Raw genomic sequence first — 21,056 nt, 5'->3', positions numbered from 1 at the left:
ACGCAGGGCGACGGAACGGACGCGCGTTGCGGGTATAGTAGAGCCCCGGGGCGCCGGGCAAGCGGCGGTGGCGCCCAAGCGGTCTTGACTTCCGTCCCGCCAGAGGCCCCAAACCGGGCGCATGACCCTTTCTCTGACCACGCCCCGGCCGCTGATCGCCGGAAACTGGAAGATGTTTGGCCTGGAAGCCTCGCTCGACGAGGCCCGCGCGGTCGCCGCGGCGGTGTCGGCCAGGCCGCCCGCCGCGCGGGTGGCGATCTGTCCGCCCGCGACCCTGCTGCACCGGATGGCCCAGGCCATGGCCGGCGAGGGGGTGATCGTCGGCGGCCAGGACTGTCATCCGACCCCTGAGGGCGCCCATACCGGCGACGTCTCGGCCGCCATGCTGGCCGACGCCGGCGCCCGGCTGGTGATTCTCGGCCATTCCGAGCGCCGCGCCGCCCATGGCGAGAGCGACGCCCTGGTCTGCGCCAAGGTCGAGGCCGCCCTGGCCGCCGGCCTGGAGCCGATCGTCTGCTTCGGCGAGACCTGCGAGCAGCGCGACGCCGGCCAGGCCGAAGCGGTGGTCACCGCCATGGCGCGCGGCTCGCTGCCCGTCTCGCTGGCCGGACAGGATTTCGCCGTGGCCTACGAGCCGGTCTGGGCCATCGGCACGGGGCGCACGCCGACGGCGGCGGACATCGAGCACGTCCACCGGGCCCTGCGCGGCGTCCTGGTCGAGCGGTTCGGCCAGCACGGCGCGACCGTGCCGATCCTCTATGGCGGCTCGGTCAAGCCCGACAACGCCCGCGAGATCCTGGCCACGCCGGAGGTCGGCGGCGCTCTGGTCGGCGGCGCCTCGCTGAAAGCGGCGGACTTCCTGGCGATCATCGCGGCGGCTTAGGGGCGCCGCCTCACACCCTCTCCCAGCGGGAGAGGGAGGGGCCCAGGCGTAGCTTGGGAGGGAGAGGGGTTACACCCTGTCCGGTTTCACACGGAGGTCGTGCCGGCACGCCGGCCGGCGGTTTACGCCCTCACCCTCCCACCGCTGCGCGGCGGGCCCCTCCCTCTCCCCACGGGAGAGGGTTCGAAATGACTTATCCTCGGCGCAGAGCCAACAAACTTCCGCGATTTCAACGCCCTGAACTTTCTCAACCCGATTTGGTCCTCACCCCTCCAGACCCGCCGTATCCTGACCTCACCTCGACGCAGGGAAAGGGCGCATGGCCAGCGACCGATGCGGCGGCGGGGGGCGATCGAGCGGGAAGCTCCGTCGGCGGTCCTTTTGGACCAAACCTCGCGTCTCTGGTGCCGGCTGGGCTCGGAACACGGATACAGCGTGACGTGAGGGCTGATTGAGCAACAGGCGGGCGGTGACGCGCTCGCGGTCCGGGACCGGGATTCGTTGACCTGGCCCGCCCGTCGGAGGCTTCAAGGCGGCGAGGTCCGAACAGGGCTCAGCGCCGCGGGCTTCCGGATAACGACCGCGCGGAGCGATCGGGCTTCGTCGAAACGGTATTCATTTCCAAACTCCGGACGATGTCCGGCGCTCCGCGTCCCTTTCCGATAGCTCAGCGGCCAGCCGCGTGAGGACGAGAGATCGTGCCGGTGATCACTTGCCCCCACCTGACCGCTGCGCGGTCTGTCCGCCCCCGGAGGGGGCGGAGCGCTCTTCCCCCTCTGGGGGAAGACGACCGCGAAGCGGTCCGTAGGGGGCAAGTGGGCGAGCCCCCGCAGCCTATGGAGAACAGTCCCTGCCCCTAGAACAGCAGCCCGTACAGCCGGCAGTCGCGACGTTCGCCGTCGCGGTCGACATGGCCCTTCAGGTAGCCTTCCTGCTCGAAGCCCAGCTTCTGCAGCACCTTCTCGGCCCGGGCGTCGCCCACATGGGTGCGGGCGATCATCCGCTTGAGGCCCAGGGACGAGGCGCAGTGGGCCAGCAGGGCGGCGGCGGCCTCGGTGGCGTAGCCCTGGCCCCAGCCCTCGCGGGCGATGATGAAGCCCAGTTCGCCGCGATGATGGCGCCAGTCCAGGTCGACCAGCTCGCAATAGCCCAGAAAGCGGCCGTCCTGACCCAGGCGGATCGCCCAGTACATCGCCCGCCGCTCCTCCATCTCGGCCACCTGGGCGGCGACCGTGGCCTCGACCTCGTCGGGATCCTCGATGGCGTCGCGGTCCCAGTGGGCCATCACCTCCGGATCGCTCATGAACGGGTAGACGAGGGGGGCGTCCTCAACGGTCAGGGGCGCCAGGCTGAGGCGTTCGGTCTCGAGGATCATGCGCGACGATGGACCCGATGTGGACTTGAGGGACGGGCTTGAGTGCGGCCGGTTCGTCCCCAGCTATGGCGCGGGCTCGTCGCAAGTGATAGAGGGGCCGCTTCGTTTTTCCCGGCGGAAGCGTCCGTCGCCCGGATCGAGATCGATTTAGACATGCTCATCGGCGTTCTGCTGACCATCAATATCATCGTTTGCATCGCCCTGATCGGCGTGGTGCTGATGCAGCGCTCCGAAGGCGGCGCCCTGGGCATGGGCGGCGGCGGCGGCGGTTTCATGACCGCCCGCGGCGCCGGCGACCTGCTGACCCGGACGACCTGGATCCTGTTCTCGATCTTCCTGATCATCAGCCTGGCCCTGACCATCCTGACCGGCCGCATGGGCGCCGGCAATTCGGTGGTCGATCGCCTGAAGCTGGACGGCCTGGACAGCAAGACCCTGAACGCCGCCCCGCTGCCGGCCGGTCCGACCGCGCCCGCGCCGACCACGACCGTCCCGGCCCCCGCGACCGCCGCTCCGGCCGCCATCGAGGCCCCGACCCCGACGATCAGCGCCCCGGCCCCCGCCGTCTCGACGCCCAAGCCGGCCGCCAAGGCGCCGGCGGCCCAAGCGCCGACTCCCAAGGTCGAGGCCAAGCCCGCCGCGGCCGCCCCCGTTCCGGTGATCAACGCCCCGGCGCCGGCCGAGCAGCAGCCGGCCCAATAGGGTCGGCGACTTTTTTACTGTTGATGAACGCCGGTCTTTTCCCCGGCGACGTCGAATCACGGCTAATCTGATCGCCCATGACCCGGTACATCTTCATCACCGGCGGCGTGGTTTCCTCCTTGGGAAAAGGCCTCGCCTCCGCAGCGCTCGGAGCGCTCCTGCAGGCTCGTGGCTACAAGGTCCGCCTTCGTAAGCTCGACCCCTATCTCAACGTCGATCCGGGCACGATGTCCCCGTATCAGCACGGCGAGGTGTTCGTCACCGACGACGGGGCCGAGACCGACCTGGACCTGGGCCACTACGAGCGCTTCACCGGGGTGTCGGCCACCAAGGCCGACAACATCACCACCGGCCAGATCTACAAGACGATCATCGAGAAGGAGCGGCGCGGCGACTATCTGGGCGCCACCGTCCAGGTGATTCCCCACGTCACCAACGAGATCAAGGACTTCGTCCTGTCGCCGGCGCTGGACGAGACCGGCGAGAAGGCGGTCGACTTCGTACTGGTCGAGATCGGCGGCACGGTGGGCGACATCGAGGGCCTGCCGTTCTTCGAGGCCATCCGCCAGCTGCGCCAGGACCTGCCGCGCGGCCAGAGCTGCTACGTGCACCTGACCCTGCTGCCGTTCATCAAGACCGCCGGCGAGATGAAGACCAAGCCGACCCAGCACTCGGTCAAGGAACTGCGCTCGATCGGCATCCAGCCCGACATCCTGCTGTGCCGCTGCGAGCAGGACATCCCGGTCGAGGAAAAGCGCAAGATCGCCCAGTTCTGCAACGTGCGGCCCAGCGCTGTGATCCAGGCGATGGACAGCTCGTCGATCTACGCGGTGCCGATCGACTATCACAAGGAAGGCCTGGACGCCGAGGTGCTGGACGTGTTCGGCATGAGCGACGCGCCCAAGCCGGATCTGTCGCGCTGGGAGGCGATCGACCAGACCGTCAACCACCCCGACGGCGAGGTGACCATCGCGGTGGTCGGCAAGTACACGGTTCTCAAGGACGCCTACAAGTCGCTGATAGAGGCCCTGCACCACGGCGGCCTAGCCAACAAGGTCAAGGTCAACCTGGACTGGGTCGAGAGCGAGACCTTCGAAGGCGATCCCGGCGCGGCCGCGGCCCGGCTGGAGAACGCCCACGCCATCATGGTGCCCGGCGGTTTCGGCGAGCGGGGGGCCGAGGGCAAGATCCGCGCCGCCCAGTTCGCCCGCGAACGCAAGGTGCCTTACTTCGGCATCTGCTTTGGCATGCAGATGGCGGTCATCGAGACCCTGCGCAACGTCGCCGGCATCAAGGACGCCTCGTCCAGCGAGTTCGGCCCCACCGAGCGTCCCGTGGTCGGCATCATGACCGAGTGGATCAAGGGCAACGAGACCGTCCAGCGGCGCGGCAACGACGACCTGGGCGGCACCATGCGCCTGGGGGCCTATGAGGCCGTCCTGACCGCCGGCAGCAAGGTCGCCGAGATCTACGGCACCACCGACATCAGCGAGCGCCACCGCCACCGCTACGAGGTCAATATCGGCTACGCCCACCTGATGGAGGACGCCGGCCTGAAGCTGACCGGCCGCTCGCCCAACGGCGTGCTGCCCGAGATCGTCGAGCGCGAGGACCATCCGTGGTTCATCGGGGTGCAATATCACCCCGAACTGAAGAGCCGTCCGTTCGCCCCGCATCCCCTGTTCGCCAGCTTCATCGCGGCGGCGAAAGAGCAGGGGCGGCTGGTCTAACAAGCGCGGTTGCATCCTCGAACAGTTTCGGGCATAAGCGCGCCCTCACGCGGCGGCCTGGGCATTGCCCGAGTCGCCGCTTCCGATTTTCACGCTCAGCGAGCAGAGTCACTTCGATGGCCGTTCCTAAAAGAAAAACTTCGCCTTCTCGCCGGAACATGCGCCGGTCGCACCACGCCCTGGGCGCCAACTCCTTCGTCGAAGACAAGGACTCGGGCGAACTGCGCCGTCCGCACCACGTCGACCTGAAGACCGGTCTGTACAACGGCAAGCAGATCCTGACGCCGAAGGAAGACTAGGTCTCCGCCTTCGCTTCCGCCCCGGCGGGAGACGGCGATAGAGCTTGAAAGGCGGCGGTCCCCGGACCGCCGCCTTTTCGCTTTTCGGCCCAGCGACAAAACGCCTCCCTGGCGCCCGCCGACCTGGATTTCGACATCGCGGTCGAAAAACCATGTTATTCTGGCGGGCAGGGAGATCCGCCCATGCTCACACGCCGAAACCTCACGGCGGGACTGGGATTGTCGCTGATGGCCGAGCAGGCCTGGGCTCGATCCGCGACGCCCGCGGCCTTGCTGCCGGCGTCGCTGCAGACGCCGCCCATGGCGCAACCTTCGACGCCGCCGCCTGCTCCGCTGGCGCCGACCGAAGGCGAGCCCCCCGCGGTCTTCCTCGACACGGCCCTGGATGCGACCGACCGGATGACGGTCGAGGTCTTCATCAACGGGCAGGGGCCGTTCAACTTCGTCGTCGACACCGGCGCGGACCGCAGCGCGCTGTCGACGACGCTGGCCGAACGCCTGGCCCTGGAGCGCGGTCCCGACGTGATGCTGCACGGGGTAGGGGGCTCGGCCCTGACGCCCACGGCCAAGGTGCCGCTGATGGTGGCGGGCGATTCGCGCATGAAGGACGCCGAACTGCCGGTGCTTACGCCCGAGCGGCTGGGCGTGGACGGCCTGCTGGGCGTCGACATGCTGAACGACCGCAATGTCATCATGGACTTCCGCCGCAACCGGCTGGAGGTCCGTCGCAGCTCCGCCATGCCGGTCGCCTATCCTGGCGCTCGCGAGGTCTCGGTGGTGGCCGACGCCCGGTTCGGTCGGCTGGCGGTCGCCAACGCCCGGGTCAGCGGCGTGCGCTGCGTGGCCTTCATCGACTCCGGCTCCGGGGCCAGCATGGGCAACATGGCCCTGGCGCAGGCCATCAAGCTGCGGGTGCGCCGCAAGCCCGAACCCGCCATGGCGGTCCGGCTGATCGGCGCGGCGGGCGAGGCGACGGTCGGCGAACTGCGCGTCGTCCGCTCGATCGAACTGGGCGCCCTGCGGATGACCAACCTGCCGCTGGTGCTGGCCGACCTGCACATCTTCGACGTCTGGAACCTCAACGGCCGGCCCGCCGTGCTGCTGGGCGTCGACGTGCTGAGGATGTTCGCCCGGGTCGAGCTGGACTTCGGTGCGGACCGGGTGAAATTCCGTCTCGGCAAGGGCTGGGCGCCGCCGATTCTGCAGGCGTAGCGCCCACCGCTCGGCCGATGTCCGGTCGGCGCCGGTTGCGATTGGCGGCCCGCGCCGCTAAGGGGAAGCGCCTTTTGAAAGGGGAGCTCCCATGACCGAGATCGTCGACATCATCGCCCGCGAAATCCTGGACAGCCGCGGCAATCCGACGGTCGAGGTCGATGTCGTCCTGGAAGACGGCGCCTTCGGCCGCGCCGCCGTGCCCTCGGGCGCCTCCACCGGCGCCCACGAAGCGGTCGAAAAGCGCGACGGCGACAAGTCCCGCTACGGCGGCAAGGGCGTCAAGGCGGCCGTGGATGCGGTCAACGGCGAGCTGTTCGACGCGCTGTCGGGCGTCGACGCCGAAGACCAGCGCCGCATCGACAACCTGATGATCGAGCTGGACGGCACGCCCAACAAGAGCCGCCTGGGCGCCAACGCCATCCTCGGCGTCTCGCTGGCCACCGCCAAGGCCGCCGCGGAATCGGCCGGTCTGCCGCTCTACAAATATGTCGGCGGCGTCTCGGCCCGCGTGCTGCCGGTGCCGATGATGAACATCATCAACGGCGGGGCCCACGCCGACAACCCGATCGACATCCAGGAATTCATGATCCTGCCCACCGGCGCGGCGACCTTCGCCGAGGCCCTGCGCATGGGCGCCGAGATCTTCCATGGCCTGAAGAACGCCCTGAAGGACGCCGGCCATAACACCAATGTCGGCGACGAGGGCGGCTTCGCCCCCAACCTGGGCTCGGCGGAAGACGCCCTGGCCTTCATCGTCAAGGCGGGCGAGGCGGCTGGCTACAAGTCTGGCGAGGACTTCGTCCTGGGCCTGGACGTGGCCGCCACCGAGTTCTTCAAGAACGGCAAGTACGAGCTGGAAGGCGAGGGCAAGAGCCTCGACCCGGCCCAGATGGTGGACTACCTGGCCAATCTGGCCGGCAAGTTCCCGATCCTGTCGATCGAGGACGGCATGTCGGAGGACGACTTCGAGGGCTGGAAGCTGCTGACCGACACCCTGGGCAAGAAGGTCCAACTGGTCGGCGACGACCTGTTCGTCACCAATCCCAAGCGCCTGCAGATCGGCCTGGACAAGGGCCTGGCCAACTCGATCCTGATCAAGGTCAACCAGATCGGCACCCTGTCGGAGACCATCGACGCCGTCGATCTGGCCCACCGCAGCGCCTATACCAGCGTCATGAGCCACCGCTCGGGCGAGACCGAGGACAGCACGATCGCCGACCTGGCCGTCGCCCTCAACTGCGGTCAGATCAAGACCGGCTCGCTGGCCCGCTCGGACCGGCTGGCCAAGTACAACCAGCTGCTGCGCATCGAGGAAGCCCTCGACGATCAGGCCGTCTATGCCGGCCGCGCGGTGCTCAAGGGCCGCTAAGCGACCGATCGGCTCTCCATGCCTCGTCGCCCGGGTCAGGACGGCGAGGCATGGCCACGCTGTCTTGTGATGCTATCGCGGCGTCACAGGGGACTTATCGTCCGCCAGTCGGCCCAGGGCGCGCACGTCGTCCAGCGACAGGTCGGCCTTCTTGACGACGTAGGCCGTGGCGGCGACGTAACGCTGAGAGTATTGGAGGTCGGCGGTGTTGTCGGCGGTGATGCTCGGCCCAGAGCCTCCGAACAGCCCCTTGTCCAGGTAGCTACCGTTCGCGGGACGGACAGGCTGGCCAGGCAGGGGGACCTCGCCCATCACCAGATCGCTGATCTTGCCGCTGCGGGACCGCCAGCCGCGGCCGTCCACCTGTTCCAGGCGCTCGGGGGCGTTGGCCAGGGTCAACAACATGATCTGCATGGTCAGGCTGGCGGCCTTGTCGGCCTTGGCGTTGGATTCGCTTTCCGCGCGGCCGAGCCCCAGCCCGAACGTCATCCAGCGGCCGGAATCCTCCCACAGCGTGGCGAAGGCCTCCTTGTCGAGCGGCACCCGCAGCCCGTCTCCGAAGTCCAGCTTGGGTGGGTCGCCCTTGATGACGCTCGGCTCGGGACCGTCGCCGACGACGGAGCGTTCGCGCCGTGGCTTGGCCGCGCCGCCATGGGCCAGGGCGGGCGTCATGCCGGCGCCGACGAGAGACAGGATGAAAGCGCGACGTCCGAACATGCGACCCCCCAATTTTTGGTTACCGCTAACATAACGCCGATACCGACTTTTCACAAAGCCTTGCACGCGGCGATTCGCGACGTTCCCGCCGCCGGTCGCCCGATCCGGAGGCGCCGGCGCCTCCATTCACCAACAATTTTTCTAAAGACTGCTTCGAGGTCCTGCCGCAGCGCCGCAGAAAACCCCGCGAAACGGCCGTTTATATGCTGCGACGCGGTATCTAGATGCCCTTGAAACCATCTCAAATGAAAGCGTTAGCAGGCTGCTTGCGAGGACTTGCCGCCACCGCGGCAAACCCCCCGTTTAGTAAGGCGTTAAGCATGATCGGGCAGGGTAAACTTCCCCTCCTGGGAATCGCTGATGTTCGCCCGACTGCAATCTCTCCTGCCGACCGCGGCGCTCCTTCTGCTGATCACCTACTTCGTGTTTCACGCCCTGACGGGGGAGCGCGGCCTGTTGTCGACGTCGCAGCGCAACGCAGATCTCGCCGCCAAGACGCTGGAGTTGAAGAAGATCCGCGCCGAAAGGATGGACCTGGAGGCCCGTGCTCGTCTATTACGCAGCGGCAGTTTGTCGGCGGACCTCCTGGAAGAACGCGCGCGTTCGCTCCTGGGATACGCCGATCCCAGGGACTATGTGATCCGCACCCCGCGCTGAGCGTTTGGTGGGAGACCAGGTCCTCGGCGTCTGCCGGCGGATCAGGCGAGCCTGGCCCGTTTCGGGTTTGACAAAGGGTCCCCATCTACGCGGAACCGAAGGTTCATTCGGCCGGTGGGCGCCCAGGAGTAGGCCGCGATGAAGATTGGCCAGGGAGAGTTGAATGGCGCGTACGCGCAAGGGTGAAGCCCCGGCGGGGAAGGCTGATGCCACCGGTGTCAACGCCTTCGTCGGCAAGGACGAGCTTCTGAAATTCTACCACGACATGCTGTTGATCCGCCGCTTCGAGGAGCGCGCCGGCCAACTGTACGGCATGGGCCTGATCGGCGGCTTCTGCCACCTGTACATCGGTCAGGAAGCCATCGCCGTCGGCATGCAGTCGATCAAGGTCAAGGGCGACCAGATCATCACCGGTTACCGCGACCACGGCCACATGCTGGCCGCCGGCATGGATCCGAACGAAGTCATGGCCGAGTTGACCGGTCGCGCGGGCGGTTCGTCGCGCGGCAAGGGCGGCTCGATGCACATGTTCGACGTCGAGACCGGCTTCTACGGCGGCCACGGCATCGTCGGCGCCCAGGTGTCGCTAGGCACCGGCCTGGCGCTGAACAACCACTATCGCGGCAACGGCAACGTCGCCTTCGCCTATTTCGGCGACGGCGCGGCCAACCAGGGCCAGGTCTACGAGAGCTTCAACATGGCCCAGCTGTGGAAGCTGCCGGTCGTGTACGTGATCGAGAACAACCAGTACGCCATGGGCACCAGCGTCGAGCGTTCGGCGTCGGAGACCGCCTTCCACAAGCGCGGCGCCTCGTTCCGGATCCCGGGCGAGGAAGTCGACGGCATGGACGTGATCGCCGTGGCCGAGGCCGGGGCCCGCGCCGCCGAGCACGCCCGTAGCGGCCAGGGTCCGTTCATCCTCGAGATGAAGACCTATCGCTATCGCGGCCACTCGATGTCCGACCCGGCCAAGTACCGGACCAAGGACGAGGTCGACAACGTCAAGCAGACCCGCGACCCGATCGACCACCTGAAGGAGCGCCTGGCCAAGGCCGGCGTCACCGAGGACGACCTGAAGGTCGTCGACGCCGAAGTGAAGCGCGTCGTGGCCGAGGCGGCCGAGTTCGCCCGCACCAGCCCCGAGCCCGATCCTTCCGAACTCTACACCGACGTATACCTGGAGGCCGCCCAGTGACGGACATCCTGATGCCCGCCCTGTCCCCGACGATGGAAGAGGGGACCCTGGCCAAGTGGCTGGTCAAGGAAGGCGACACCGTCAAGGCCGGCGACGTGATCGCCGAGATCGAGACCGACAAGGCGACGATGGAAGTCGAAGCCGTCGACGAAGGCGTGATCCAGTCGATCCTGGTTCCGGCCGGGTCGGAGAACGTCAAGGTCAATACGCCGATCGCCAAGCTAGCGGGCGAAGAGGGCGCGGCCGAGCCGGCCGCCGCTCCGGCTCCGGTCGCCAAGCCCGCCGCGGACGAAGCCAAGTCGGGCGAGCCCGAGAAGGCCCCGATTCCGTCCGCCGGCCCGATCTCGGCCGCCTCGACCTTCGCCGACCCGGAAATCCCGGAAGGCACGCCGCTGAAGAAGATCACGGTCCGCGACGCCCTGCGCGACGCCATGGCCGAGGAGATGCGCCGCGACGACAAGGTATTCCTGATGGGCGAGGAAGTCGCCCAGTACCAGGGCGCCTACAAGGTCTCGCGCGATCTGCTCCAGGAGTTCGGCGACAAGCGCGTCATCGACACGCCGATCACCGAGCACGGCTTCGCCGGCCTCGGCGTCGGCGCGGCCATGGCGGGCCTCAAGCCGATCGTCGAGTTCATGACCTGGAACTTCGCCATGCAGGCGATCGACCAGATCATCAACTCGGCCGCCAAAACGCTCTACATGTCGGGTGGCCAGATCAAGTCGTCCATCGTGTTCCGCGGTCCCAACGGCGCGGCCTCGCGAGTGGGCGCCCAGCACAGCCAGGACTACGCGGCCTGGTACGGCAACGTCCCCGGCCTGAAGGTCGTCGCGCCCTATGACGCGGCCGACGCCAAGGGCCTGATGAAGGCCGCCATCCGCGACCCGAACCCGATCGTCTTCCTCGAACACGAGATGATGTACGGCCACGAGTTCGACATCCCGGACGTCGAGGACTGGATCGTGCCAATCGGCAAGGCCAAGGTCCGTCGCCAGGGCTCGGACGTCACCCTGGTGGCCTACAGCCGCATGGTGGGCTTCGCCCTGCAGGCGGCCGAGGAACTGGCCAAGGAAGGCATTTCGGCCGAGGTCGTCGACCTGCGCACGATCCGCCCGATGGACCACGACACGATCCTGGAAAGCGTCAAGAAGACCAACCGTCTTGTGACCGTCGAGGAAGGCTGGGGCCCGATGGGCGTCGGCGCCGAGATCGTCGCCCGGATCACCGAGTTCGGCTTCGACTACCTGGACGCCCCGCCGCTGCGGGTCCACCAGGAAGACGTGCCGCTGCCCTATGCGGCCAACCTGGAAGCCCTGTCGCTGCCGTCGGTCCCCAAGATCGTCAAGGCGGCCAAGACGGTCTGCTACCGGTGATCATCCGGCCCGTTCACCTAGGCCCTGGCCTGTGTGGACGGGCTCGGAGGCCGTCATGACCCAGACCCTCAACGGCTCCTGCCACTGCGGCGCGGTGCACGTGCAGCTCGACCCCGGCAAGCCGGTGGCCGAGCTGGCCCTGCGGGCTTGCCAATGTAGCTTCTGCCGTCGGCAAGGATCGCGGACCACCAGCGATCCGGGCAGCCGGCTGCACATCACCGCCGCGCCGGGATCGCTGACGCGCTACCGGTTCGGGCGGCGGGCGGTGGACTTCCTGATCTGCCGGGAATGCGCCGTCTACGTGGCGGCGATGATCGAGGACGAGGGCCAGGCCTACGCCACCATCAACGTCGTGGGGACCGACCTGCCGGGTTTCGCCGATCGCGCGCCCGAACGGCTGGACTATCACGACGAAACGGACGAACAACGCCTTGCCCGTCGCAAGGCCAAATGGACGCCGACCGTTCTGGTCGAAGCCGTCCCGAACGCTTGAGGAAGAAGCTCAATGTCGATCGACATCCTGATGCCCGCCCTGTCGCCCACCATGGAGGAGGGGACCCTCGCCAAGTGGCACGTCAAGGTCGGCGACACCGTCAAGGCCGGCGACGTGATCGCCGAGATCGAGACCGACAAGGCCACGATGGAGGTCGAAGCCGTTGACGAAGGCGTGATCGAAGCCATCCTGGTCGACGCCGGGACCGAGAACGTCAAGGTCAACGCCCCGATCGCCAAGCTGGCCGGCGAGGGCGAGAGCCCCGCGCCCCCCCCTTCAAAGGAGGCACCGGCCAAGGCCGCGCCGGCCGCTGAGGCGCCGAAGGCGGCTCCGGCTCCGGCCGCGCCCGCCCAGGCCGCCGGCGAGACCGCCGCTCCGGCCAAGCCGGCTCCGGCCGCAGCGCCGAGCGGCGACCGCGTGTTCGCCTCGCCGCTGGCCCGTCGCCTGGCCTCGGCCGCGAACCTGGACCTGAAGTCGATCGCCGGCACCGGTCCCCACGGCCGCGTGGTCAAGGCCGACGTCGAGGCCGCCCAGAAGGGCGGCGCGCCCGCCGCCAAGGCCGCTCCGGCCTCGGCTCCCGCCGCCTCGGCCCCCGCCGAGCCGCGCAAGGTGCTGTCGCTGGAGCAGATGGGCATCCCCGCCGGCTCCTACGACCTGGTCCCGCTGGACGGCATGCGCAAGACCATCGCCCGCCGCCTGACCGACAGCTTCCGCGACGTGCCGCACTTCCCGCTGACGATCGATCTTGAGATCGACGCCCTACTGGCCGCGCGCGGCAAGATCAACCACCTGCTGGAAGGCCAGGGCGTCAAGGTCTCGGTCAACGACATCATCATCAAGGCCGTGGCCGTCGCCCTCAAGCGCGTGCCGGAGGCCAACGCCTCGTACACGCCCGAGGGCATCGCCCTGCACCACCACGCCGACATCGCCGTGGCCGTGGCCATCGACGGCGGCCTGATCACCCCGATCGTCCGCGCCGCCGAGACCAAGGGCCTGGCCCAGATCTCGGCCGAGGTGAAGGACCTGGCGGCCCGCGCCAAGTCCAAGAAGCTGAAGCCCGAGGAATTCCAGGGCGGCACCTTCTCGGTCTCCAACCTGGGCATGTTCGGGATCAAGGCCTTCGCCTCGATCATCAACGAGCCGCAGGGCGCGATCATGAGCGTCGGAGCGGGCGAACAGCGCCCGGTGGTCAAGGACGGTCAGCTGGCCGTGGCCACGGTGATGACCGTCACCCTGACCTGCGACCACCGCGTGGTCGACGGCGCGATCGGGGCCAAGTTCCTGGCCGCCTTCAAGCCGCTGATCGAAGAGCCGCTGACCCTGATCGTCTAACTCGGGCTGGGGAGGGCAGGGATGTCCGTCTACGACTATTCCGCCAAGACGCTGGACGGCCAGGACGCAAGCCTGGCCGACTATCGCGGCCAGGTGCTGCTGATCGTCAACACGGCCAGCAAGTGCGGCTTCACCCCGCAATATGAGGGGCTGGAGACGCTGTACCGGGACTATAAGGACAAGGGCTTCACGGTCCTGGCCTTCCCCTGCAACCAGTTCGGGGCCCAGGAGCCCGGGAACGCCGAGGAGATCGCGAACTTCTGCTCGCTGACCTACGACGTGACCTTCCCGGTCCTGGCCAAGATCGACGTCAACGGCCCGTCGGCCCATCCGCTCTACGCTTATCTGAAGCACGAGCAGAAGGGGCTGCTGGGCACCGAGGCCATCAAGTGGAACTTCACCAAGTTCCTGATCGGCCGCGACGGCGAGGTCGTCGAACGCTTCGCGCCCACCACCAAGCCTGAAGACCTCAAGCTCGCCGTCGAGGCGCTGCTGTAACGCATTGAACTCCCATGGGACCGGCTTGCAGGCTGGTCGATCGACGCCGCTCGGCTCCCCCCGAACGGCGTCCAAGCTAGGGTAAGAAGACCATGTCCACGGAATTCGACGTCGTCGTCATCGGGGCCGGCCCCGGCGGCTATGTGGCCGCGATCCGCGCCAGCCAGCTGGGCCTGAAGACGGCGATCATCGAGCGCGAGAACCTGGGCGGCATCTGCCTGAACTGGGGCTGCATCCCGACCAAGGCGCTGCTGAAGTCCGGCGAGATCTACGAGCAGCTGTCGCACCTGTCCGGCTACGGCCTGTCGGTCGAGAAGGCCTCGTTCGACTTCGCCAAGATCATCGACCGCTCGCGCGGGGTGGCCAAGACCATGTCCTCGGGCATCGCCTTCCTGATGAAGAAGCACAAGATCGAGGTCGTCGAGGGCGAGGCCAAGCTCGAGAAGGGCAGCCCGTCGCCCAAGGTGGTCGTGGCCCTGAAGGCTGGCGGCAGCCGGACGATCCAGGCCAAAAGCGTGATCCTGGCCAGCGGCGCCCGGGCCCGCGACATCCCGGCGATCGGCGCGGTCTCGGACGGCGACAAGATCTGGACCTATCGCGACGCCCTGGCGCCCAAGGCCATGCCCAAGTCGCTGGTGGTCATCGGCTCGGGGGCCATCGGCATCGAGTTCGCCAGCTTCTACCGCGCCCTGGGCGCGGAGGTGACCGTGGTCGAGGCCGTCGACCGCATCATGCCGGTCGAGGACGCCGAGGTCTCCAAGGCCGCCCAGAAGGCGTTCGAGAAGCGCGGCATCACCTTCCGCATCGGCGCCAAGGTGACCAAGGTCGAAAAGACCAAGGACGGCGTGTCGGTGGCCGTCGAGGTCGGCGGCAAGGCCGAGACCCTGACGGCGGCCGTGTGCATCGTCGCCGTCGGCATCGCGCCCAACACCGAGGGCCTGGACGCCATCGGCCTGAACATGGATCGCGGCCACGTGGTCACCGGCAAGCATGGCGAGACGAACGTGCCGGGCCTCTACGCCATCGGCGACGCCGCCGGCCCGCCCTGGCTGGCGCACAAGGCCAGCCACGAGGGCATCCACGCGGCCGAGCACATCGCCGGCTACAAGACCCCGCACGTCAACTCGCCGATCCCCGGCTGCACCTACGCCAACCCGCAGGTCGCCTCGGTGGGCCTGACCGAAGCCGCGGCCAAGGCTGCGGGCATCGAGGTCAAGGCCGGCCGCTTCCCGTTCCGCGTCAACGGCAAGGCCGTGGCGGCGGGCGAGATCGAGGGCTTCGTCAAGACCGTGTTCGACGGCAAGACCGGCGCCCTGATCGGCGCGCACATGATCGGCCACGAGGTCACCGAGATGATCCAGGGCTTCGTCACGGCGATCACCCTGGAAGCCACCGAGGAAGACCTGCACGGCATCGTCTACGCCCACCCGACCATGTCGGAAGCCATGCACGAAGCCGCGCTCGACGCCTACGGGCGGGTCCTGCACATCTAGGCTGGGCCTATCGGCAAGACAGAAGGGCGGCGCTCCACGAGCGCCGCCCTTTTTCGTTCACTTACGGAGAAGGCCTACGGCCGCTTGCGCAGTTGAGCGTCCACGCTCCATTCGCCCGGTCCGGCGAAGACGAGATAGAGGAAGAGGAAGCAGAACAGGATCGCCGCTTCGCCGCCGTTCAGGGCCGGCCAGAAACCTTTCGAGAAGTGGGCCAGGAAATAGGCCACGGCCATCTGGCCCGAGAGGACGAACGCCACCGGACGGGTGAACAGGCCCAGCACCAGCAGCGCCCCGCCGACGATCTCCAGCCAGGCGGCCGCCACCAGCATCGGCGGCAAGGGATCCGGCGCGCCGGGCTGTGGGCCGGGGAAGTGGAACAGCTTCATCAGGCCGTGTTCCATGAACAGCAGGGCGGCGATGATCCGCAGCAGGCTCAGGACGCGAGGCGCCCACAAGGTCAGTCGTTCCAAGTCGTTTCCTCCGTTGAAAGATCCGCGACGAAGAAAGCCGCCGCCCGCACGCTAGCCGCCTGGTCCGAAACGAAAAAGCCTCGACGAGCCCTGGCCCGTCGAGGTTTCGAAGGAGACGACGCCGAGGGCGCGCATCACGCGGCCCTGGCGTCCTGGTCGGCCATCCGCTGGATGGCGACATAGTCGGTCTTGCCGCTGCCCAGCACGGGCACCTGAGGGACCTTGAGGATCTTGCGCGGCACCGCCAGCTCGGGCGCGCCGATGCTCTGGGCATGGGCGACCAGCGAGGTGACGGCGGCGTCCTGGCGATCGGTGACCAGGACCAGCTTCTCGCCCTTCTTCTTGTCGGGCATCGAGATCACCGCGTGGCGGCCATCGGGCCAGACGGCCGAGGCCAGGTCCTCGGCGGCGGTCAGGGAGACCATCTCGCCGCCGATCTTGGCGAAGCGCTTCACCCGGCCCTTGATGGTGATCCACAGGTCGTCGGTGACGGTGACCACGTCGCCGGTGTCGTGCCACCCGCCCTCGGGCGCGTCGACGCCGCCATCCTCGCGCAGATAGCCCGACATGATGTTGGGGCCGCGCACCAGCAGGCGGCCGCCCCCGGGGATGCCCTCGACCGGCTCGACCTTCCACTCCTGGCCGGGCAGCAGCCCGCCCACGGTGCCCCGGCGATTGTCGTCGGGCTTGTTGACCGCGATCACCGGCGAGGCCTCGGTCGCGCCGTAGCCTTCCAGCACCGGCACGTTCCCGAACTTCTCGTTGATCAGGTTGTGGGTCTCCTCCCGAACCTTTTCGGCGCCGCAGACGATGAACTTCAGGCCGGCCAGCTCGTCGCCTTCGGAGGCGCGAGCGTATTGGTTGACGAAGGTGTCGGTGGCCAGCAGCACCGAGGCGCCGGTGTCCTTCAGCAACGACGGGATCTGCTTGGTGTGCAGTGGCGAGGGGTACTGGAACGCCTTCATGCCGGTCAGCAGCGGCAGGATCACCCCGCCTGTCAGGCCAAAGCAGTGGAACACCGGCAGCGGGTTGAAGAACACCCAGGCCGGATCCAGGTCGATGTGGGCGGCGATCTGCATCGCGTTCGAGACGAGGTTAGCCTGGCTCAGCACCACGCCGCGCGGCGCGCCGAAGCTGCCGGAGGTGAACAGCACCACGCCGGGATCCGAGGGCTTGGCATTGGCCCGCAACCGTCGAGGGAAGGCCCCGGCGACGGCCGCGAACAGCTTGTCGCCGATGCCGATCGTGCCGCGAACGTCCTCAAGATAGGTGATCGTCGCCTTCGCCTCCAGGGCGTCGACGATGTCGTGCAGCTTGCCCAGCTCGATGAACTTGTGGGCCGTCAGCACACGCTTGACGCCGGCCAGCTGACAGGCGGCGCGCAGGTTGCGCAGGCCGGCCGTGAAGTTGAGCATGGTCGGCACCCGCCCGAAGGCGTGCAGGGCGAAGAAGGTCACCACCGCCCCCGACCCGGACGGCAGCAGGATGCCAACATGTTCGCCCGGCTGGGTCATGGCCGCGATCTTGCGGCCCAGCGCGAAGCTGGCGCGCACCAGGTCGGTATAGCTGAGCGGATTGCGATCCTGGTCCTCCAGGATCTGCTTCTTGGCGCCATACTTGTCGCGGGCGTCGAGCAGGGCGTCGAAGAGGGCCTTCTGGCCATCCTGCGCATTGAAAACTACCGGCATGCCGGCGAAACCTCCCGGAAGCGCGCTGTCGCGCCCTCGTCTGATTGAAGCGGGACCCTAGCGACGGCGTGTGGCTTTGCAAACACCCGTTACGCGCGCGGAAGCGCACCCGTCCTTCTAAAATGCACTCGAACCCTTGTCGTTCAAGGACTGGGGGACGGAGCCCGCAGGGCCGCCTCGACCGCCTGAAGCCAAGGGACCCGCACCGAATCCGTCTCCAGGTGCAAGGCGTGGCGGGCCTTGGGGTAGCGGGTCTCGACGCAGCGCGGCAGGGCGGCGCAGACCGCGCTCTGGGGCTGGGGCAGGGTTTTGGCGTCCTGGCCGGCGTCGAGCATGACAACGGGAGTGCGCACGCGCTCCAGGTCGCGGCCCGTCGCGTCCACGGCGTCGTAGAAGGCAGCGTACCAAGCCAAGCTTGGCGCGCCCATGCGCAGGTCGGGATTGGCCAGCCGCCACGCCTGCTGCACGGCGCCGCGCTGGCGGTCATGGGTCAGCCGAGCGGCGAAACCGTCGGGCCCCTCGCGCTTCCAGCCGCCTTGGCCCGGATAGCGCAGGAAGCCCAGCTTCAAGGTCCGGGCCCAACGGGCGAGGCGGATCAGCTCGCCCTTAGGGCGCGGCAGGTCGGCGACGTCGAAGTTGGGCGAGGAGAGGATCAGGGTGTCTGCCTGCAGCCCTTCCTCCAGAGCCCGCAAGGCGACCAAGCCGCCGTCGCCGGCTCCCAGGATCGCGAACGGGTCCCGGCCCTTGGGCCGGATCACCGCCTTGACCATCGCCTTGGTCGCCGTCACGTCGGGCGCGAAGCTGGTCGCGTGGCCCAGGTCGCGCCATGGCGTGGCCCGCTCGGACCCTCCCTGGCCCTGCCGGTCCAGGATCCAGACGACATAGTCGCGATCGTTGAGGTCGCGGGCCGTCTCGAACCAGGTCTCGGCCGACTCGCCATAGCCCGGCAGGATCAGGATCTGCCCTCTAGGCGCGCCGTGGGGCGCGGAGACGCCGTAGCGTTGCACGAGGTCGTCGCCGACCTTCACATAGCCCCAGGCCCAGCCGGCCGGCGGCTGGAAACGCACATCGAGGGAAGGGGGCGTGCGGCTTTCGGCGAAAGGCGCGCGGGCGCCCTGGTCGCCACAGGCGGCGAGCAACCAGGCCACGAGCGGAACCCAGGCGAAAACGGGGAGGCGGCGACGCATTCCAGGCACTCATTTCGCGCCTTTGCGTCACATGCAAGAACGCATGCTTGATCCGGAGGCCAAGAAGGCCGATCTAGGCCGTTATGGTCACCCTGATCGACACGCTGAACGCCCGCGCTTCCGAGCCCCGCTCCTCCGAAGACCGCGCTGTCCGCCACCCCGAAAAGCAGAACCGCCCCGACACGCCGGTCCTGCGCAAGCCCGAGTGGCTGCGCGTCCGCGCGCCCGGTTCGCCCGGCTACAACGAGACCCGGGGCATCGTCCGCGACCACAAGCTGACCACGGTCTGCGAAGAGGCGGCCTGCCCGAACATCGGCGAGTGCTGGAGCCAGAAGCACGCGACCATGATGATCATGGGCGAGATCTGCACCCGGGCCTGCGCTTTCTGCAACGTCTCGACCGGCCTGCCCAACGCCCTGGACGCCGACGAGCCGCGTCGGGTGGCCGAGGCTGTGGCCAAGATGGGCCTCAAGCACGTCGTCATCACCTCGGTCGATCGCGACGACCTGGCCGACGGCGGCGCCCGGCACTTCGCCGAGGTGGTGCTGGCCATCCGCGCCGCCGCGCCCGGCACGACCATCGAGATCCTGACCCCCGACTTCCTGCGCAAGGACCGGGCCGAGAACGTGGTGATCGACGCCCGCCCGGACGTCTTCAACCACAACCTCGAGACCGTGCCGCGGCTCTATCTGAAGATCCGCCCCGGCGCCCGTTACTATCACTCCCTGCGCCTGCTGGAACGGGTCAAGGAGCGCGATCCCTCCCAGTTCACCAAGTCCGGCCTGATGGTCGGCCTGGGCGAGACCAAGGAGGAGGTCATGCAGGTGATGGACGACATGCGCAGCGCCGGCGTCGACTTCATCACCATCGGCCAGTACCTGCAGCCGACCCGCAAGCACGCGGCCATCGACCGCTTCGTCACGCCCGACGAGTTCAAGGCCTATGAAGCCATCGCCCGGGCCAAGGGCTTCCTGATGGTCTCGGCCAGCCCCCTGACCCGGTCGTCGCACCATGCCGGCGAGGACTTCGCCAAGCTGCAGGCCGCGCGGCGGGCGCTGGACGCCCAGTCCGCAGGCGCCAAGAGCGCCTAGTCTTGCACCGTCACGTCGTCACCCGGGTGCTGCCCTATGCGCCCGAGCAGCTGTTCACGCTGGTCGGCGACGTCGAGGCCTATCCGCAGTTCGTGCCGTGGATCACGGCCATGCGCACCTGGAACGGCCGCGCCGACGCCCAGGTCTCGACCGTCGACGCCGAGGCCCAGGTCGGGTTTTCGTTCCTGCGCGAGAAGTTCGCCACCCGGGTGCGGCGCGACGCGGCGGCCCTGAGCGTGGACGTCAGCCTGCTCTACGGCCCGTTCAAGCGCCTCTCGAACCAGTGGCGCTTCCTGCCGCACGAGGCTGGAACGAGCGTGGAATTCGTCATCGACTTCGCCTTCAAGTCGAAGATCCTCGACGCCATGCTGGCCGCCAATCTCGACCGCGCGGCCAATACGCTGATCGGCTGTTTCGAGGATCGGGCCCGGGCGATCTACGGGCCGCGGCCCTAGCGGCCCTTGAAGGCCGCCGGACGCTTCTGCAGGAAGGCGCTGACGCCCTCGACAAAGTCGTCCGTCTTGCCGGCGGCCTTCTGGGCGTGGCGCTCGGCGTGCAGCTGTTCCACCCAGTCGGCGTCCAGGCTGTCCCAGACCAGCTTGCGGATGATCGAGAGGGCGGCCGGACCGTTGGCCAGCTCCCGGGCGATGGCGGTGGCGGCGCTCATCAGCTCGCCGTCGGGCACGCAGCGGTTGATCAGACCCCATGACAGGGCCGTGGCCGCGGGGATCTTGTCGCCCAGCAGCATCATCTCCATGGCCCTGGCCTTGCCGACCAGGCGCGGCAGCAGATAGGTCGAGCCGCCGTCGGGCGCCAGGCCGATGCGGCGGAACGCCTGCAGGAAGTAGGCGCTCTCGGCGGCCACGACGATGTCGCCCAGCAGGGCGAGCGAGCAGCCGATGCCGGCCGCCACCCCGTTGACCGCCGTCACGATCGGAAGCGGGAAATCGCGCAGCAGGCCGACCAGCGGGTTGTAGGTGCTTTCCAGCGCCGAGCCGGCGTCCGGCTTGCCGTCGATGTCGGGCTCGCGGCCGGCGGCGCCGCCGCCCGACAGATTGGCGCCCGAACAGAAGCCGCGGCCTTCGCCGGTCAGGATCACCGCCCGCGCCTCGACCTTTCTGGCCGCGATCGAGCCGAAGGCGTGGGTCAGTTCGCGGGCCATGTCCAGGCCGGCGGCGTTGAGGGTGGCGGGATCGGACAGGGTGATGACGGCCAGGCCGTCGGCGGCCTCGAGCCGGATCTTCTCGTAGGTCATGGTGTCCTCCCAAGGCCTTGTCGCCGCGCCCGGA

At 68.2% G+C, this 21,056-nt stretch carries 20 protein-coding genes and 1 pseudogene; 15 read left to right on the top strand and 6 right to left on the bottom strand.

Annotated elements, in window-relative coordinates; all coding sequences use genetic code 11:
• The first annotated feature begins 121 nt into the window (after window positions 1-121).
• Window positions 122-883 carry a triose-phosphate isomerase gene (tpiA, locus tag J2X41_RS09120; protein WP_310081309.1) on the top strand — a complete coding sequence of 254 codons (762 nt, stop codon included), beginning with the start codon at window positions 122-124 and terminating at the stop codon, window positions 881-883.
• Window positions 884-1,739: 856 nt separating this feature from the next.
• Here the strand turns inward: tpiA and J2X41_RS09115 are convergent.
• Window positions 1,740-2,258 carry a GNAT family N-acetyltransferase gene (locus J2X41_RS09115; protein WP_028041676.1) on the bottom strand — a complete coding sequence of 173 codons (519 nt, stop codon included), beginning with the start codon at window positions 2,256-2,258 and terminating at the stop codon, window positions 1,740-1,742.
• Between the two features lie 153 nt (window positions 2,259-2,411).
• On the opposite strand from J2X41_RS09115, the gene secG reads away from it, so the two are divergent.
• The 5 genes from secG (at window position 2,412) to eno (ending at window position 7,573) form a co-directional block, all read left to right on the top strand.
• Entirely contained in the window at window positions 2,412-2,960 is a 549-nt protein-coding gene (secG, locus tag J2X41_RS09110; RefSeq protein ID WP_310081307.1) for a preprotein translocase subunit SecG, read from the top strand.
• Window positions 2,961-3,037: 77 nt separating this feature from the next.
• The gene (locus tag J2X41_RS09105; RefSeq protein WP_310081305.1) at window positions 3,038-4,690 is read left to right on the top strand and encodes a CTP synthase; all 1,653 of its coding nucleotides are present in this window, start codon (window positions 3,038-3,040) and stop codon (window positions 4,688-4,690) included.
• A gap of 116 nt (window positions 4,691-4,806) precedes the next feature.
• Entirely contained in the window at window positions 4,807-4,989 is a 183-nt protein-coding gene (gene rpmF / locus J2X41_RS09100; protein ID WP_007671126.1) for a 50S ribosomal protein L32, read from the top strand.
• A gap of 183 nt (window positions 4,990-5,172) precedes the next feature.
• On the top strand, window positions 5,173-6,201 hold the full coding sequence (locus J2X41_RS09095) for a retroviral-like aspartic protease family protein (protein ID WP_310081304.1): 1,029 nt from the start codon (window positions 5,173-5,175) through the stop codon (window positions 6,199-6,201).
• A 91-nt stretch (window positions 6,202-6,292) separates the two neighbouring features.
• Window positions 6,293-7,573: a phosphopyruvate hydratase gene (gene eno / locus J2X41_RS09090; protein WP_310081303.1), complete on the top strand. Its 1,281-nt coding sequence runs from the start codon at window positions 6,293-6,295 to the stop codon at window positions 7,571-7,573.
• 72 nt (window positions 7,574-7,645) lie between these two features.
• Here eno and J2X41_RS09085 read toward each other — a convergent pair whose 3' ends face one another.
• Entirely contained in the window at window positions 7,646-8,290 is a 645-nt protein-coding gene (locus tag J2X41_RS09085; RefSeq protein ID WP_310081301.1) for a hypothetical protein, read from the bottom strand.
• Window positions 8,291-8,650: 360 nt separating this feature from the next.
• Here J2X41_RS09085 and J2X41_RS09080 point away from each other — a divergent pair, with 360 nt between their 5' ends.
• The 7 genes and pseudogenes from J2X41_RS09080 (at window position 8,651) to lpdA (ending at window position 15,331) form a co-directional block, all read left to right on the top strand.
• Window positions 8,651-8,947, top strand: coding sequence for a septum formation initiator family protein (locus J2X41_RS09080; protein ID WP_310081300.1), 297 nt, complete (start codon window positions 8,651-8,653; stop codon window positions 8,945-8,947).
• Between the two features lie 163 nt (window positions 8,948-9,110).
• Window positions 9,111-10,142 (top strand): pyruvate dehydrogenase (acetyl-transferring) E1 component subunit alpha, encoded by a 1,032-nt coding sequence (gene pdhA, locus J2X41_RS09075; RefSeq protein WP_310081299.1) that lies wholly within the window; start codon window positions 9,111-9,113, stop codon window positions 10,140-10,142.
• A complete protein-coding gene (locus J2X41_RS09070) occupies window positions 10,139-11,515 on the top strand; it encodes a pyruvate dehydrogenase complex E1 component subunit beta (protein ID WP_310081298.1) in 1,377 nt (458 codons plus the stop codon). The genes pdhA and J2X41_RS09070 overlap by 4 nt, the downstream gene beginning before the upstream one ends.
• 409 nt (window positions 11,516-11,924) lie before the next feature.
• Window positions 11,925-12,008: pseudogene (locus J2X41_RS09065) on the top strand (aldehyde-activating protein); the annotation flags it as partial.
• 12 nt (window positions 12,009-12,020) lie between these two features.
• Window positions 12,021-13,340 (top strand): pyruvate dehydrogenase complex dihydrolipoamide acetyltransferase, encoded by a 1,320-nt coding sequence (locus J2X41_RS09060; protein WP_310081297.1) that lies wholly within the window; start codon window positions 12,021-12,023, stop codon window positions 13,338-13,340.
• 21 nt (window positions 13,341-13,361) lie between these two features.
• Window positions 13,362-13,838 carry a glutathione peroxidase gene (locus tag J2X41_RS09055; RefSeq protein WP_310081296.1) on the top strand — a complete coding sequence of 159 codons (477 nt, stop codon included), beginning with the start codon at window positions 13,362-13,364 and terminating at the stop codon, window positions 13,836-13,838.
• A 92-nt stretch (window positions 13,839-13,930) separates the two neighbouring features.
• Window positions 13,931-15,331 carry a dihydrolipoyl dehydrogenase gene (gene lpdA / locus J2X41_RS09050; protein WP_057182771.1) on the top strand — a complete coding sequence of 467 codons (1,401 nt, stop codon included), beginning with the start codon at window positions 13,931-13,933 and terminating at the stop codon, window positions 15,329-15,331.
• 74 nt (window positions 15,332-15,405) lie between these two features.
• Here the strand turns inward: lpdA and J2X41_RS09045 are convergent, their stop codons facing one another.
• The 3 genes from J2X41_RS09045 to J2X41_RS09035 form a co-directional block, all read right to left on the bottom strand.
• Window positions 15,406-15,801, bottom strand: a complete 396-nt coding sequence (locus J2X41_RS09045; RefSeq protein ID WP_310081295.1) for a DoxX family protein — start codon at window positions 15,799-15,801, stop codon at window positions 15,406-15,408.
• Window positions 15,802-15,935: 134 nt separating this feature from the next.
• Window positions 15,936-17,489 carry an AMP-binding protein gene (locus J2X41_RS09040; RefSeq protein ID WP_310081294.1) on the bottom strand — a complete coding sequence of 518 codons (1,554 nt, stop codon included), beginning with the start codon at window positions 17,487-17,489 and terminating at the stop codon, window positions 15,936-15,938.
• 143 nt (window positions 17,490-17,632) lie between these two features.
• Window positions 17,633-18,637 (bottom strand): alpha/beta hydrolase, encoded by a 1,005-nt coding sequence (locus J2X41_RS09035; RefSeq protein ID WP_310081293.1) that lies wholly within the window; start codon window positions 18,635-18,637, stop codon window positions 17,633-17,635.
• Window positions 18,638-18,759: 122 nt separating this feature from the next.
• Between J2X41_RS09035 and lipA the strand changes: the two genes are divergently transcribed.
• Together lipA and J2X41_RS09025 are read left to right on the top strand one after the other, a co-directional pair.
• On the top strand, window positions 18,760-19,767 hold the full coding sequence (lipA, locus tag J2X41_RS09030) for a lipoyl synthase (RefSeq protein WP_310081292.1): 1,008 nt from the start codon (window positions 18,760-18,762) through the stop codon (window positions 19,765-19,767).
• Between the two features lie 2 nt (window positions 19,768-19,769).
• Entirely contained in the window at window positions 19,770-20,222 is a 453-nt protein-coding gene (locus J2X41_RS09025) for a type II toxin-antitoxin system RatA family toxin (RefSeq protein WP_310081291.1), read from the top strand.
• Here the strand turns inward: J2X41_RS09025 and J2X41_RS09020 are convergent.
• Window positions 20,219-21,022: an enoyl-CoA hydratase/isomerase gene (locus tag J2X41_RS09020; RefSeq protein ID WP_310081290.1), complete on the bottom strand. Its 804-nt coding sequence runs from the start codon at window positions 21,020-21,022 to the stop codon at window positions 20,219-20,221. The two genes, J2X41_RS09025 and J2X41_RS09020, sit on opposite strands and share 4 nt — an antisense overlap.
• Window positions 21,023-21,056 lie beyond the last annotated feature (34 nt).

The organism is Caulobacter sp. BE254 (assembly GCF_031457295.1).
GTDB lineage: Bacteria > Pseudomonadota > Alphaproteobacteria > Caulobacterales > Caulobacteraceae > Caulobacter.
Note: the sequence above shows the minus strand (reverse complement) of the source record. Positions and strands in the feature narration are given on the sequence as shown.

What these genes read in the sequence shown, in the direction of transcription:
- tpiA (WP_310081309.1), top strand. Translation starts at nt 122, where the DNA reads ATGACCCTTTCTCTGACCACGCCCCGGCCGCTGATCGCCGGAAACTGG.
- J2X41_RS09115 (WP_028041676.1), bottom strand. Translation starts at nt 2,258, where the DNA reads ATGATCCTCGAGACCGAACGCCTCAGCCTGGCGCCCCTGACCGTTGAG.
- secG (WP_310081307.1), top strand. Translation starts at nt 2,412, where the DNA reads ATGCTCATCGGCGTTCTGCTGACCATCAATATCATCGTTTGCATCGCC.
- J2X41_RS09105 (WP_310081305.1), top strand. Translation starts at nt 3,038, where the DNA reads ATGACCCGGTACATCTTCATCACCGGCGGCGTGGTTTCCTCCTTGGGA.
- rpmF (WP_007671126.1), top strand. Translation starts at nt 4,807, where the DNA reads ATGGCCGTTCCTAAAAGAAAAACTTCGCCTTCTCGCCGGAACATGCGC.
- J2X41_RS09095 (WP_310081304.1), top strand. Translation starts at nt 5,173, where the DNA reads ATGCTCACACGCCGAAACCTCACGGCGGGACTGGGATTGTCGCTGATG.
- eno (WP_310081303.1), top strand. Translation starts at nt 6,293, where the DNA reads ATGACCGAGATCGTCGACATCATCGCCCGCGAAATCCTGGACAGCCGC.
- J2X41_RS09085 (WP_310081301.1), bottom strand. Translation starts at nt 8,290, where the DNA reads ATGTTCGGACGTCGCGCTTTCATCCTGTCTCTCGTCGGCGCCGGCATG.
- J2X41_RS09080 (WP_310081300.1), top strand. Translation starts at nt 8,651, where the DNA reads ATGTTCGCCCGACTGCAATCTCTCCTGCCGACCGCGGCGCTCCTTCTG.
- pdhA (WP_310081299.1), top strand. Translation starts at nt 9,111, where the DNA reads ATGGCGCGTACGCGCAAGGGTGAAGCCCCGGCGGGGAAGGCTGATGCC.
- J2X41_RS09060 (WP_310081297.1), top strand. Translation starts at nt 12,021, where the DNA reads ATGTCGATCGACATCCTGATGCCCGCCCTGTCGCCCACCATGGAGGAG.
- J2X41_RS09055 (WP_310081296.1), top strand. Translation starts at nt 13,362, where the DNA reads ATGTCCGTCTACGACTATTCCGCCAAGACGCTGGACGGCCAGGACGCA.
- lpdA (WP_057182771.1), top strand. Translation starts at nt 13,931, where the DNA reads ATGTCCACGGAATTCGACGTCGTCGTCATCGGGGCCGGCCCCGGCGGC.
- J2X41_RS09040 (WP_310081294.1), bottom strand. Translation starts at nt 17,489, where the DNA reads ATGCCGGTAGTTTTCAATGCGCAGGATGGCCAGAAGGCCCTCTTCGAC.
- lipA (WP_310081292.1), top strand. Translation starts at nt 18,760, where the DNA reads ATGGTCACCCTGATCGACACGCTGAACGCCCGCGCTTCCGAGCCCCGC.
- J2X41_RS09020 (WP_310081290.1), bottom strand. Translation starts at nt 21,022, where the DNA reads ATGACCTACGAGAAGATCCGGCTCGAGGCCGCCGACGGCCTGGCCGTC.